The sequence below is a fragment of the Cellulosimicrobium sp. BMG9.23 genome, from assembly GCF_059159985.1.
The window spans coordinates 338,954-351,344 of sequence record NZ_JBZGBZ010000003.1 but is presented as its reverse complement, the minus strand read 5'-3'; the positions used below and the strand labels follow the sequence as shown (position 1 = coordinate 351,344).

Annotated in this window: 15 protein-coding genes; 10 read left to right on the top strand and 5 right to left on the bottom strand. The window is 72.1% G+C overall.

Annotated elements, in window-relative coordinates:
• The first annotated feature begins 6 nt into the window (after positions 1-6).
• Complete coding sequence (locus tag AC4H2G_RS05990) at positions 7-927, top strand: NAD(P)-dependent oxidoreductase (protein ID WP_494364839.1); 921 nt, start codon at positions 7-9, stop codon at positions 925-927.
• Here AC4H2G_RS05990 and AC4H2G_RS05985 read toward each other — a convergent pair.
• The 3 genes from AC4H2G_RS05985 to AC4H2G_RS05975 all read right to left on the bottom strand — a co-directional run bounded on the left by AC4H2G_RS05985 (position 924) and on the right by AC4H2G_RS05975 (position 2,867).
• Positions 924-1,295 (bottom strand): iron chaperone, encoded by a 372-nt coding sequence (locus tag AC4H2G_RS05985; protein ID WP_494364838.1) that lies wholly within the window; start codon positions 1,293-1,295, stop codon positions 924-926. The genes AC4H2G_RS05990 and AC4H2G_RS05985 overlap by 4 nt on opposite strands.
• Before the next feature lie 82 nt (positions 1,296-1,377).
• A complete protein-coding gene (locus AC4H2G_RS05980) occupies positions 1,378-2,250 on the bottom strand; it encodes an RNA polymerase sigma-70 factor (protein WP_494364837.1) in 873 nt (290 codons plus the stop codon).
• Positions 2,247-2,867 carry a carboxymuconolactone decarboxylase family protein gene (locus tag AC4H2G_RS05975; protein WP_494364836.1) on the bottom strand — a complete coding sequence of 207 codons (621 nt, stop codon included), beginning with the start codon at positions 2,865-2,867 and terminating at the stop codon, positions 2,247-2,249. Before AC4H2G_RS05975 ends, AC4H2G_RS05980 begins: the two co-directional genes overlap by 4 nt.
• A 240-nt stretch (positions 2,868-3,107) precedes the next feature.
• On the opposite strand from AC4H2G_RS05975, the gene AC4H2G_RS05970 reads away from it, so the two are divergent.
• From AC4H2G_RS05970 to AC4H2G_RS05945, 6 genes are all read left to right on the top strand, one after another.
• Positions 3,108-3,530: a hypothetical protein gene (locus AC4H2G_RS05970; protein WP_494364835.1), complete on the top strand. Its 423-nt coding sequence runs from the start codon at positions 3,108-3,110 to the stop codon at positions 3,528-3,530.
• Positions 3,531-3,819: 289 nt separating this feature from the next.
• Positions 3,820-3,990, top strand: coding sequence for a hypothetical protein (locus AC4H2G_RS05965; RefSeq protein WP_494364834.1), 171 nt, complete (start codon positions 3,820-3,822; stop codon positions 3,988-3,990).
• A complete protein-coding gene (locus AC4H2G_RS05960; protein WP_494364833.1) occupies positions 3,987-4,697 on the top strand; it encodes a hypothetical protein in 711 nt (236 codons plus the stop codon). The genes AC4H2G_RS05965 and AC4H2G_RS05960 overlap by 4 nt, the downstream gene beginning before the upstream one ends.
• Before the next feature lie 498 nt (positions 4,698-5,195).
• Positions 5,196-5,936, top strand: a complete 741-nt coding sequence (locus AC4H2G_RS05955; protein WP_494364832.1) for a methyltransferase domain-containing protein — start codon at positions 5,196-5,198, stop codon at positions 5,934-5,936.
• Between the two features lie 162 nt (positions 5,937-6,098).
• Positions 6,099-6,704: a SigE family RNA polymerase sigma factor gene (locus tag AC4H2G_RS05950; RefSeq protein WP_494364831.1), complete on the top strand. Its 606-nt coding sequence runs from the start codon at positions 6,099-6,101 to the stop codon at positions 6,702-6,704.
• A complete protein-coding gene (locus AC4H2G_RS05945) occupies positions 6,701-8,236 on the top strand; it encodes a hypothetical protein (protein WP_494364830.1) in 1,536 nt (511 codons plus the stop codon). The genes AC4H2G_RS05950 and AC4H2G_RS05945 overlap by 4 nt, the downstream gene beginning before the upstream one ends.
• A 98-nt stretch (positions 8,237-8,334) precedes the next feature.
• Here the strand turns inward: AC4H2G_RS05945 and AC4H2G_RS05940 are convergent, their stop codons facing one another.
• Both AC4H2G_RS05940 and AC4H2G_RS05935 read right to left on the bottom strand, forming a co-directional pair.
• The gene (locus tag AC4H2G_RS05940; RefSeq protein WP_494364969.1) at positions 8,335-9,183 is read right to left on the bottom strand and encodes a glycerophosphodiester phosphodiesterase; all 849 of its coding nucleotides are present in this window, start codon (positions 9,181-9,183) and stop codon (positions 8,335-8,337) included.
• A gap of 42 nt (positions 9,184-9,225) precedes the next feature.
• Positions 9,226-10,380, bottom strand: coding sequence for an RNA-guided endonuclease InsQ/TnpB family protein (locus AC4H2G_RS05935; RefSeq protein WP_494364829.1), 1,155 nt, complete (start codon positions 10,378-10,380; stop codon positions 9,226-9,228).
• On the opposite strand from AC4H2G_RS05935, the gene AC4H2G_RS05930 reads away from it, so the two are divergent.
• From AC4H2G_RS05930 to AC4H2G_RS05920, 3 genes are all read left to right on the top strand, one after another.
• Entirely contained in the window at positions 10,318-10,668 is a 351-nt protein-coding gene (locus AC4H2G_RS05930; protein WP_494364973.1) for a hypothetical protein, read from the top strand. The genes AC4H2G_RS05935 and AC4H2G_RS05930 overlap by 63 nt on opposite strands.
• 180 nt (positions 10,669-10,848) lie before the next feature.
• The gene (locus tag AC4H2G_RS05925) at positions 10,849-11,448 is read left to right on the top strand and encodes a sulfite oxidase-like oxidoreductase (protein ID WP_494364828.1); all 600 of its coding nucleotides are present in this window, start codon (positions 10,849-10,851) and stop codon (positions 11,446-11,448) included.
• Positions 11,441-12,274, top strand: a complete 834-nt coding sequence (locus AC4H2G_RS05920) for a ferredoxin reductase (RefSeq protein WP_494364827.1) — start codon at positions 11,441-11,443, stop codon at positions 12,272-12,274. Before AC4H2G_RS05925 ends, AC4H2G_RS05920 begins: the two co-directional genes overlap by 8 nt.
• Positions 12,275-12,391 lie beyond the last annotated feature (117 nt).

Below are 12,391 nucleotides of genomic sequence, written 5' to 3'. Positions count from 1 at the left end.
TCCCCCATGGACAACACCTCCGGCACCCCTTCGTCATCCGACCTCCCCGTGTCCGTCGTCGGCCTCGGCCTGATGGGTCGCTCTCTCGCCCGGGCGTTCCTGCGGGCCGGGCACCCCACCACCGTGTGGAACCGCACCGTTGCCACGGCCGAAAAGCTGGTCGCCGACGGAGCGCACCTCGCGCCCTCGGTCGGTCATGCCCTCCGCGACGGCTCCCTCACGGTCCTCTGCCTCACCGACTACGCCGCCGTCCACGAGGTGCTCGACGGGGTCGGGCTCGACGGCGCCACCGTGGTCAACCTGACCTCGGGCAGCTCGGCCGACGCTCGGGAAGCGGCCCGCTGGGCCGAGAGCCGGGGCGCCCGGTACCTGGACGGCGCCATCATGGCCGTCCCGCCCGCGATCGGGACCGCGGATGCGGTCGTGCTGCACAGCGGGCCGAGGTCCGACTTCGAGAAGCACGAACCGACCCTCGCAGCGCTGGGCACCGTCACGCACCTCGGCGACGACCCCGGGCTGGCGGCGTTGTACGACGCCGCCGGGCTGACCATGATGTGGAGCGTCCTCGACGCGTGGTTGCACGGCACCGCCCTGCTGAGGACGGCCGGGGTCGACGCCGCGGTGTACGCGCCGTTCGCGCAGCAGATCGCGACCGGTGTGGCCGGGTGGCTGCCCGGGTACGCAGAACAGGTCGACCGCGGGTCGTTCCCCGCCGAGGTCTCGGCCCTGGAGACCGACGTGCGGGCGATGTCGCACCTGATCGCCGAGAGCGAGGCTGCCGGTGTGAACGACGAGCTGCCACGTCTGCTCAAGGCCATCGCGGACCGTTCCGTCGCGGCGGGGCACGGCGCCGAGCAGTACCCCGTGCTGATCGAAGAGTTCTCCAGGCCGTCCACGACCGGCCAGGCAGAGCCCTCCGGACGCTAGGTCCTGGCGCGATCCTCGCCCGGGAGGTCGCGCGACGCTCGCACCAGCCGTTCGACGAGGTCGTCCGGGATCGGATTGCGGGGCGAGAAGGTGATGCCGGTCTTGGTCGCCTTGAGGCCGGCGGCCTGGATATCCTCGGCATGCTCGGAGATGGCGCCGGGAAGGAGATACAGCCCGCACTGCTTGCTGAACGCCGCATAGCTCGCGACCACCGTGCCGCCGATGCTGAACCCCGGCATGTTGTACGCGACGATCTCGTCCGCCTCCGGCAGGAGCCGGGACAGCAGCGTGCGCAAGCTCCTGAGGGCGGGCTGGAACTGCTCGGGCGCCGCGGCGATGTAGGCGTCGTGGTCGGGTGTCGTCGTCATGGAGGTGTCCTGCTCCTGATCCCTCGTTGCTGTCACGATCTTCGCGGAGGTCCTCCCGCAGAGCAGACACCCTAGGCGCGCCCTACCGCGCGAGCAGCGCCTCGTCGTCGAGCCACGCCAGCTTCTCCGGGTTCGCCATGCCGAAGAGCCGTGTGATCCTGCCGTTCTCGACGACGATGCCCACGGCGCTCGCCAGCTCGCCGTCGACCTCGATCCGGAGGCCAGGCGAGCCGTTGATCCAGGCCGCGCTCGCGGACACGGTCCCCGCGGCCTTCGCGAGCCCGCCCAGCATGTACCGCGCGAGCTTGTCCGCCCCCACCACGGGACGCCGCGCGGCCGAGACGACGCCGCCGCCGTCGGACACGAGGACGACGTCGGGGGCGAGGACGTCGAGCAGGCCCTGCACGTCGCCGGTGGAGAGGGCCGCGAGGAACCGGTCCACGACCTGCCGCTGTTCCGCACGGTCCACCCGGACCCGGGGCCGCCGCGCCGCGACGTGGTCCCGTGCCCGGTGCGCGATCTGCCGCACGGCCGCGGGCGAGCGGTCGACGGCCTCCGCGATCTCGTCGTACGGCACGTCGAAGACCTCGCGCAGGACGAACACGGCGCGCTCGGCGGGCCGGAGCGTCTCGAGCACGGTGAGCATCGCGAGCGAGACGCTCTCGGCGAGCTCGACGTCGTCGGCCACGTCGGGACTGGTCAGCAGCGGCTCGGGCAGCCACTCGCCCACGTAGTCCTCGCGCCGCCGGGACTGCGTGCGCATCCGGTTGAGCGCCTGTCGGGTGACGACCCGCACGAGGTAGGAGCGCGGGTCGCGCACGTCGTCCTGGTCGACGCCGGCCCACCGCAGCCAGGACTCCTGCACCACGTCCTCGGCGTCGGCGGCGGAGCCGAGCATCTCGTAGGCGACGGTGAAGAGCAGGCCGCGGTGGGTGACGAACGGGTCGTCGCTCATGCGCCCACCCTGTCACCGACCTCGGGCCCGCGTCCGCCGGCGCGCGAGGCGGGTGCGGCGAGCGGCGCCAGCCCGCACGACGCCGCGAGCTCCTGCGAGCGGATGCCGAGCGCCACGTTGGCGCGCGCCGTGGCGTTCAAGAACCCGACCTTGGCCGCGAGCTCCACGAGCGCGGCGGGACCCAGGTCGGCGAGCAGCGCGTCGGACAGCTCGTCCGACACCGTGGGCGGGGTCTGGCACATCGCCTCGGCGTACTCCATGACGCGCCGCTCGGTCGGCGTGAACACGTCGGACTCGCGCCACCGCGGGACCTCGCGCGCCTTCGCCTCGTCCAGGCCCTTGTCGTGCGCGAGGAAGTAGTGCAGGTCCAGGCAGAACTCGCACCCGACCGTCGCGGCCGTCGCCATGTGCGCGAACGTCGCGAGGTTCGGGTCGAGCGCGTCCCACTTCTCGGCCTTGCGGCCCATCGTCATCAGGTCCTTGAACACGGGCCGGTTGTTCCACATCACCCCGAGCGATTCCGGGACCTGTCCGAGCATCCGTCGGCTCATCGTCTTCACCAGGCTGCCGTAGATGCCGGTGACCTCGATCTCGGGGACTCGCGCGCTGCCGGTCATGTTTCCTCCAGTGGTCGGGTGTGTCCGTCGACATGAAGACACCGGCCGTGCAGCACGTGTGACAGCTCCTGCCCGCGACTGTCGGCGCAAGGCTGTCGAGAGGCACGTCGCCGGGTCGATGCACGTCGCTGCTACTACGGTGTTGCCCCGTGGGTGACGTGGAGCTCGGTCCAGGCGGCCTCGCGGGCCAAGGCCTGTACGCAGCGCGCGACTTCGCTGCCGGCGAGGTGGTCGTGGCCTATGAGCTCCGGCCCCTCGACGAGGCTGAGTACGCGGCGTTGCCCGCTGGCGAAGACGTGTTCGTGCACAGCTTCGGGGGTCGACACCCGCGAGGAGACCGCACGCGAGCTCGAGATGTTCCTCGAAGCCGTCCGGCGGGCCCTGGAGGGGACGTCTCGAACGCTCCTCGACGCACTGGTCGACCGGGACGCCACTCTGTGGGCAGCTGGTAGCGCAGCTCGACGACGGGAAGCCGTGGTCACCCGACTGCTCGAGCTCGACGTGCTGTCCATCTCTGACGTCGAGTGGACGGTCGGAACCGGCCGCTGGGAAGCCCTCTGTTCCGCGCGAGGAGTGACCACGACAGGGAACTCGGAGCACCACACCCTGCTTCTCAAGGTTGTCGAAGGAAACTGGCAGATCGTCTACCACCACGCTGGCTGAACGCGCAGCGAGGACGCGCCGGCGAGGTCGCACGTACCGCTCTCCGGTCAAGGTGCCACGCTCGGCGTCGGTCGATCTCGGGTGCATGTCGACTGAATCGCTCCGGGTTCGGTGGGTGGTCCCGCGACGAGCCCGAGTCGTCCAGGCGGGCGAACGTGGTCAGTAGGGGTATGCCCCCGGGTGATCCGGGAATACCTCCTCCTCGCCAAGGGCCCAGACCCCGTGTCTCGAGCGCGGTGACGGCGAATGCTGGGAGAAGTCGGCAGAGCGTCGACGAGAAAGGAACGTCATGTCCACGCTCTCGATCGACACAACCCTGCGCCGCATCGGCATCCCGCATAGCGGGCTGGTGCTGGCCGGTGTGCTCGCCGCCGGAGTCGTCTTGGCCGCCGCCGACATCTTGCTGGCCGTGCTGTGCGCCGTGCTCGTCGTGTACGGATTCGGCGGGACGCGGCGATGACTACCACCATTCGGCGCGCGACACCCGAAACCATCCGACCACGTGCGGACCTCCGCCGCTTGGACCGAATCGTCGCGGCGATCCTCATGCCGCTCGGGCCGGCCGCCGTCGCCTTGCTGCGGTTCGTCATCCCCGGCGAACCCGTCGCCGAATCGGTCGCCGCGGATCCCAGCGCCCAACGTCTCGTTCTCGCCCTCGGAGTGGTCGCGGTCTTCACCCTCCTGCCGGGCGCATACGCGGCCATCCATCTGCTGCGGAGGAGCGCGCCCCGCCTCGCGGCCTGGACCGCCGCGCTGCTCATCCCCGGCTACCTCGGCATGAGCGCGCTGTTCGGTCTCGACGCCTTCAACATGGCTGGCCACGACGCGGGAATGGCCCCCGCGGACACCGATCTCGTGGCTGACGCGATGATGGCGCTGCCCACTTCCACGATTCTGATGGTGGCGTTTCTGGTCGGTCACATCGCCGGAACTGTGCTGCTCGGAGCCGCAGCCCTGTCCGCGCGCGCCATCCCCCTCGTCGTCGCCATCCTGTTGATCATCTCCCAGCCACTCCACCTCGTCGCAGTGATGACGTCGCTGCGCTGGCTCGACCTGCTCGCGTGGGGACTCACCGCACTCGGGATGGCGGCGCTGGCATGGCGCGTGCTGCGCACGACGGACGAAGAGTGGGACCTGCCCGCGACACCGGGGCGGCTGCACAGTTGATCTTCAGGCGGGTAACAGGCCGTCGGGTTCGTCGGGCCGCGGCGCGCAGAGCGGGTCGGATCCACCGGTTTCCGGCGTGTCGTTGCAGCGTGATTGCATAGGTCATCACCGCCGGACAGCGCGGCGACGGTCCGCGGTTCGGTCCCGACCCCGACCAGGTCCGGGTCAAGAGGCCAGGTGGCACCGGTGGGGTCCCCACCGGTGCCCGGACCGGGGTGCGGGCTGACAAGGCGAACGCCTGCGCCGCGAACCGCCGCCTGCTGCGTCGCCGCGGCGTCATCTCCACGATCCCGGAGAAGAAGGGACCACCGCACCCACCGGCTGCCAAACGGCTCCATGGGCAGGCGCCCACCGAAGTTGGACCATGAGATCTACGAGAAGCGGCACGCCGTGGAGTGCATGCTCAACCGGCTCAAACGGTGGCGCGCGTCGCGACCCGGTTTGGCAAGCTCCAGGTCCGCGACGGGCTCAAGCATGCCGCCGACCTAGGGTGGGGCGATGTCGAGCATGCACTTCGAGGGGATGGCCGCCGTGTACGCGTCGGCACGCCCGCCGTACCCCGCCGTCGTGTTCGACACCCTGGAGTCGGTGGGTGCGATCGGTCGTGGCGTGCGCGTCCTCGAGGTGGGCGCGGGCTCCGGGCTCGCCACCGCGGAGCTCGTCCGCCGCGGGACCGACGTGGTCGCGATCGAGCCGGGCGAGCGTCTGGCAGCCCTCGCGCACGCCGCCGCCCCGGCATCCGAGGTGCTCGTGACCCGGCTCGAGGACGCACGGCTCCCGGACGCCGCGTTCGACGCCGTCGTCGCGGCGACGTCGATGCACTGGGTGGACCTGGAGGTCGGGCTGCCTGCGCTCCACGCCGCCCTGCGGCCGAGCGGCTGGCTCGCCGTGTGGCGGAACGTGTTCGGCGACGACGTCACCACGCCGTTCCGGAGCCGCGTCGGCGAGATCGTGTCCCGACGCGAGCGCCCCGACGACGCGCCCGCCCGCGAGCTGCGGCCGACCGTGCCGGAGCTGTCGGCGGGCGGCCTGTTCGAGCACGTCCGGTCCGAGCGCTGGCGCTGGTCGATCGACCTCGACCGCGACCAGGTGCACCGGCTCTTCCGCACGTTCAGCGACTGGAGCGCGGAAGAAGCGGAGCATGCAGCGCGCGCGGTCGACGACCTGGGCGGCACCGTGACCGAGCACTACCAGTCGGTCCTGCACCTCCTGCGTCGCGCGACGGGCTCAGCCGCCTGACTCGTGCCCCCGCCGACGTCGCGTGGAACGGGAAGTCGTTCAGGCATGGACTGCGTCTCGTGCGACACGGCCGCTCGCTCCTGAAGCGCCGAGGGATCGGTGGCAACCTTTCGCCCGCGGGCGGCGTCTGTGTTGCGTGACTTCACGACGAAAGCGGTGGACATGACGAGCGACAGCGCCTCGGCGCTTCTCGGTGAGATCGGCGACGAACAATTCCGGGTCGTCGCGGCGGGCATGACGCCCGCGGAACGCTTCACGGCGTTCGCGGCGGCGAGCACTCCCGCGCTCTCCCGGATCGCATACCTGCTCTGCGGCGACGAGCATCGCGCGGGCGACCTGGTCCAGCTCGCGCTGGAGCGGACGTACCTGGCGTGGGGGCGGGTCGGCGACGGCGAGCCCTTCGCCTATGCGCGGCGCGTCATCGCGACGGCGCGCATCGACGGCTGGCGGCGCACGCGCCGCGACGTGCTGTCGGACCCGGTGGACCTGCGCCCGGCGCCCGTGCCCGACGGGACGCGCACGGTCGTGGACCGCGACGAGCTCGTGCGGGCGCTGCGGCAGCTGCCCGAGGCGCAGCGCCGCGTCGTCGTCCTGCGCTTCCTGCTCGACTGCTCGGAGGTGCAGACCGCCCACGAGCTCGGGATCTCGGTCGGCGCGGTGAAGTCGGGCGGGTCGCGAGGCCTGGCGAGGCTGCGCAAGCTGCTGGGCGCGGACGGTACGGCCGGCGCGGCCGACACGGTACGGACGAGAAAGGGGACGGTCCGATGACCCTCCAGGACGACTTTGTTGCAGAGCTTCAGCACGCGGCCGAACGGGTCGGCCCGGTCGCCGGGCTCGACGGCATGGCGATGGGGCGCCGCGCGGTGCGGCGCGGGCGGGTGCGCCGCGCCGCCGTGACCGGCGTCGGAGTCCTGGCCGCCGTGGGTGCGGTGGCGGGGGTGGGAGTGCTCACGAGCTCCCCGACCGCTCTCGCCCCCGCAGTGTCCGACGTGCCGTCGGGATGGACGCCCGTCGCCGTCGGCGGGGTGCGCTTCGCCGTGCCGCCGGGGCTCGAGTCGAGCGCCGACGGCGTCTGGAAGGACGACCAGGCCGTGGGAGCACAGAGCTTCGTGCAGGTCCAGACGGGCGAGGACCTGCCGCTCGTGCCACCGGGCTCCGCCCTCACGCCGACCGACGTCCGGATTCCCGGCGCGGTGTCGGCGGAGTACGTCACCGAGGACAACTCGGACATCCCCAGCATGGTCCAGGACTTCGTCGGCACGCTCCAGGTCCACCTGGACTCCGGCGACGTGGTACAGGTGAGCCTGGTCTGGGGGGACGCCGACCAGGGCGAGGAGATGTTCGGGGATCTGGTCCGCTCGGTGTCGGTGGGCGAGGAGTCCGCACCCCTGCCATCGCCTGAAGGGGTTCCGGAGCTGCAGCAGCTCGAGGGGTTCGCAGCCGGCGTCCCGGACGGCTGGAAGGAGGCCGAGTTCGCCGGGCTGGAGTACGCGGTCCCGCCAGGATGGGTGGACGACGACACGACGTCCGACGCGTTCCCCTCCGGGTCGGCGTTCCGGGCGGAGAGCGGAGACGGTACTGCGGCCCTCACGATCCGGCAGGTGGCGGACGCCGCCGGCTGGCCCGACTCGCTCGCACCCTCGAACCTCTACCCCGCGTTCACGTTCCCGCTCGAAGGCGCCGACGTGGTCCTGGTGGAGCCCCGGTCCGCCGACGACCGTCGCACCACCACCACGAGCGTGCGGCGCGCGGACGGGCGTGCGTACTTCGTCACGACGGAGACGCCCGACACGTCCGACGGCCGTGCGCTGACCATGCAGCTCCTCGGGACGCTCGGCCTCGGTGCCGGGTCGGAGTCCGTCCCGGGCCCGGACGACCTTCCGCTGCTCCCGACGTCGGACGTCCCCCAGGGGTGGGTCGAGGTGCAGGGCTCCGAGCTGCACCTCGCGGTGCCGCCCGGGTGGACGGAGGTCCCGACGCCCGACGGGGCCGGCTGGTCCTCTGACCCGGACGACGAGCAGCCCGAGGAGACCGTCGACGTCTCTACGACGACGCTCGGCGACGGTCCCGGCACCGGCCCCCGGCCCTACGGTTACCGGCACGACGTCCCCGGCGCCGAGCACACCTCCATCCAGGTCGGGGAGGATTCCACGACCGACGGCGTGGCGCGCTTCCTGGGCATCGTCGAGCTCTCCCGCGGCGACGAGGTCGTGGTGCTCGAGTACTGGGGGCCGCTCCACGGCGACTCGAAGGAGCGGTTCGGCCAGCTCGTCCGGTCGCTCCGGCTCGCCGGGAGCTGACGTCCTCCACGACGGCGGCCGGCGCACGGGATGCGCCGGCCGTCGTCGTGCTGCTCAGGCGCCCGGACCGGCCGCTCCGGACCGGCCCGGCCACGCGGTCAGCCGCAGGCCACGCCCGCGTACGGGACGGTCCGCACCTCGTGGTGCCCGACGCCGTCCCACAGGTACCCGGCGACGGTCGCCGACCCGGCGGGCACCGTCGTCGCACCGGAGTCCACGAGCGCGTAAGCCCCGCCACCCGGCCGCACCGCGCTGCGCTTCGCGTCGCCGAAGGGCGTCGTCAAGCGGACGTCGATGCGGACCTGCTCGCCGTTGACCGCGTAGACGGCGACGTGGGCGCGGCCGTTCACGCACTGCGCGCGGGCGGCGAGGTTCACGAGCCGCGGGTCGCCCTCCCACACGTAGCCCTTGGGCAGGTCGTAGCCGCGGTCGGCGAGAACCTCGCGCAGCACGTCGGGCCGGTCGGTGATGATCCCGTCCACGCCGAAGTCGACCAGGTGCTCGAGCGTGGGGCGGTCGTCGACGGTCCACGGCACCACGCGGATGCCGGCGGCGTGCGCGTCGTCGACGAGCTCTTGCGTGGTGAACGGCACGTAGCCGGGGTCGTCGATCGACCCGTTCTGCGGGTCGCCGTGCACCGGCGAGATCGCGTCGGCGCCGAACGAGTCGACCGCGGCGACGAGGTCCCCGTCGAAGTCGTCGATGTCGATGCCGCCGAGCCACGGCGACGCCCCGGGCATCCCCACCTGGAGGAACTGCTGGCCGTTGGTGAGCGCGACGACCGGCAGCTCCGGCATCACCTCGCGCACCCGCATGAGGGATCCCCAGTCGAAGCTCTGGATCGTCACCTGGTCGGCCATGCCGTTCGAGGAATCTCGGTGATTCCTTCTTCCTGCTTCGTTGACCGTTGCCTGCCCTGGCGGGCGGGGCTTACGTGGTCTCGACAGGCGTTTTGGGTCTCTCGGGGAACTGCCCGGCGACCGTGAGGTCTACGCGGCGAGGCGTAGGAGGTTGAGGGCGGCGGTCCGGTCGCGGTCGTGAACGGTGCCGCACGCGCAGGTCCAGCGTCGGTCGGACAACGTGAGGTGGCTGTTGACGTCGCCGCACGAGCTGCATGTCTTGGTCGAGGGGTACCACCTGTCCGCAACGACCAGCTTCGAGCCGTACCAGGCTGCCTTGTATTGCAGCTGGCGGCGCAGCTCGGCCCACCCCGCGTCGGCGACGTGCCGGGCCAGCCTTCTGTTGCGGACCATTCCTGCGACGGCGAGGTCCTCGATGACGATCGTTGAGTTGGTTCTCGTCAACGACGTCGTGAGCTTGTGCAGGAAGTCAGCACGGGCGTGCGCGACGTCCAGGTGGACCTTCGCCACGGTGCGGGCGGCCTTGGCGCGGTTCGCCGACCCACGTTGTGTTCGTGCGAGGGCCTTGTTCGCCCGCCGCAGCCGCCGCAGCCGCCGGTTCAGGTGGCGTGGGTTGGCCACCTCAGTGACGGAGCCGTCGTCGGACGCGATCGTGGCGAACGTCTTCAGGCCGAGGTCGATCCCGACCGCCGGACCGTCCGCTGGGGCGGCCCTGCGGGCGTTCAGTTCCGTGCGGTCGACGTCGACCTGGAAGCTGATCCACCACCGCCCGGAACGCTGCTCGATGCGGGACCCGATCACCCGCGCTGTCCCGGCAGCGACACGGCCGGTGAGCCAGCCCATGTCCTCACGAGTGGCCACGGCCCCGACGGCAGGTACACGCGCGTGACGAGGGTCGACGGGTCGGGCGCGGTCGGCGTCCATCCGGAACCGCGCGCCGTCCTTACGCCGCCGGAACCTCGGGAACCGGACCCGGCGGCCCTTGCGCGCTCCGGTCCTGGACTTGGCCCAGTTCGACAGCGCGGCCGCCAAGGCCCTGCACGCCTCCTTCGGGACCCGCGAGCTCAACGCCTCATCGGTGAACCACGGATACACGTCGCGGTGGGTGGCGCGCCAGTACCGTTCCAGCGCGGGCGCGGACCACCCGATCCCCGGCGTCAATTCCGCCTCGCCGATGCCGTACGTCTTCTCCGCGGCACGTTGATCCATGACGGCCTTGACGTGCGCGAGCGCGTGGTTGAACACGACCCGGTGCAGCCCGGCGTGCTGCGCGAGCCGACCCATCTGCTCGGGCGTCGGTGCCAGCTCGACCCGGAACCCCTGCAAGGTCACCCGGCAACCCTCCCAGACACCCCTGACATCGCCACCACCGCCCGATCTGCGCGACGCCTCGCGCAACGGCGCCCGCACGGGCGGGCGCAGAACGAGGATGAGGATCTCGGTCACGTCCCGGACAACGTCATCGGCAACCTCGACATCGGCGAGCACGAGAATCTGGTGGCCCTACGCACCCAGGGCAGCCTGCAGATGTTCGACACCAATCCGGGCCGCGCGATCAACTGGCCAGAGTGAGGTCTTTGACGTACCGCCCGACGGTAGGAGCGACAGGTGGCGGGCGGTCGATCGTCGGACGACGTCCCGGTGAACAGGACGTGGCCGGGCACGCGTCGTCGGCCCGGGGGTACCGACGGTGTACGGCGAGCCGGTCACCTGACGGATGACGCGCCGTCGGGCACGGGCCTACCGTGAGACATGGCCACTCTCACGCCAGGCTTCCAGGGGCGCCCGCGCCCGCAGGGCGTCGCCCTGCCGCCCGGGCAGTACGTCGAGGACGGGTTCCCCGTCCTGTCCGCGGGCCCGACCCCGAACGTCGACACGAGCACGTGGCGGCTCGACGTCGTCACCGAGACCGGCGCCACGCGCTCCTGGACGTGGGACGACCTCATGCGGCTCCCCCAGGACGAGCCGACCGTCGACATCCACTGCGTCACGCGCTGGTCGAAGTTCGGCACGACGTGGCGCGGCGTCTCGCTCGACACGCTCCTCGCGGACGTGGAGTCGACGGCCGACTTCGCGATGGTCGGCTCCTACGGCGGGTACACGACCAACCTTCCCGTCGCCGACCTGCTCGGCGACAAGGCGTGGATCGCCCACACGTTCGACGGCGCGCCGCTGCACCCGGTCCACGGCGGCCCGGCGCGGCTCATCGTGCCGCACCTGTACTTCTGGAAGTCCGCGAAGTGGGTCAACCGCATCACTCTCATGCCGATGGACGAGCAGGGCTTCTGGGAGCGGCTCGGCTACCACGACCTCGGCGACCCGTGGCGTGAGCAGAGGTACCAGGGTGACTGAGGAGGTGACCGACGGCGTCGCCTCCCCGGGCACCGCGGGGCCGGCCGGCGCAGCCCGGCTCGGGGCGCGCTACGCCATGCCGTCGGGCTGGCGCGTCGCGACGCTCGTCGACGCGTGGGCGGAGAGCCCGACGGCGCGCACCCTCGTCCTCGAGGTCCCCGGCTGGCCGGGGCACCTCGCCGGGCAGCACCTCGACCTGCGCCTCACCGCGGCCGACGGCTACACGGCCGAGCGCAGCTACTCGGTCGCGAGCCCGGCGACCGACCCGTCGGCGTCCGCCCGCGTCGAGGTGACCGTGCAGCGCGTGCCCGGCGGCGAGGTGTCCGGCTACCTCGCGGACGCGTTCACGGTGGGCGACGCGATCGAGGTCCGCGGTCCGATCGGCGGCTGGTTCGTGTGGTCGCCCGAGCGCGACGCCGGGACGCCGGTCCTCCTGGCGGCCGGGGGATCCGGGATCGCGCCGCTCATGGCGATGCTCCGCACCCGGCGCGACGACGGCGACCGCACGCCGTTCCGCCTCGTGTACTCCGTGCGCCGGCCCGAGGACCGCCTCTACGCCGACGAGCTGGCCCGGCTCGCCCGCGCGGGCGACGGCCTCGACGTGAGCGTCGCGTTCACGCGCGCCGCGCCGCTCGACTCCCGGCGCGGGCCGGGTCGTCTCACGCTCGCGGAGCTCGGCGCCTGGGGCTGGCCGCCCGAGCTCGGGCCCGCGTGCTTCGTGTGCGGTCCGACGGGGTTCGTCGAGGCCGTGTCGCGCTCGCTCGTCGGGCTGGGGCACGACCCGGCGCGCGTGAAGACGGAGCGCTTCGGCCCGGCGGTCGACTGAGCCGCGACCCGGCTCGGGCGCGCGCCTCGCGCTCGGCGAGAGGATCGCTGCAAGGTGCGGGTCCGCCGCCACACACTCCCTGCGAGGGGCGCGTCTGCGGGCAAGGGCCTGCACTGC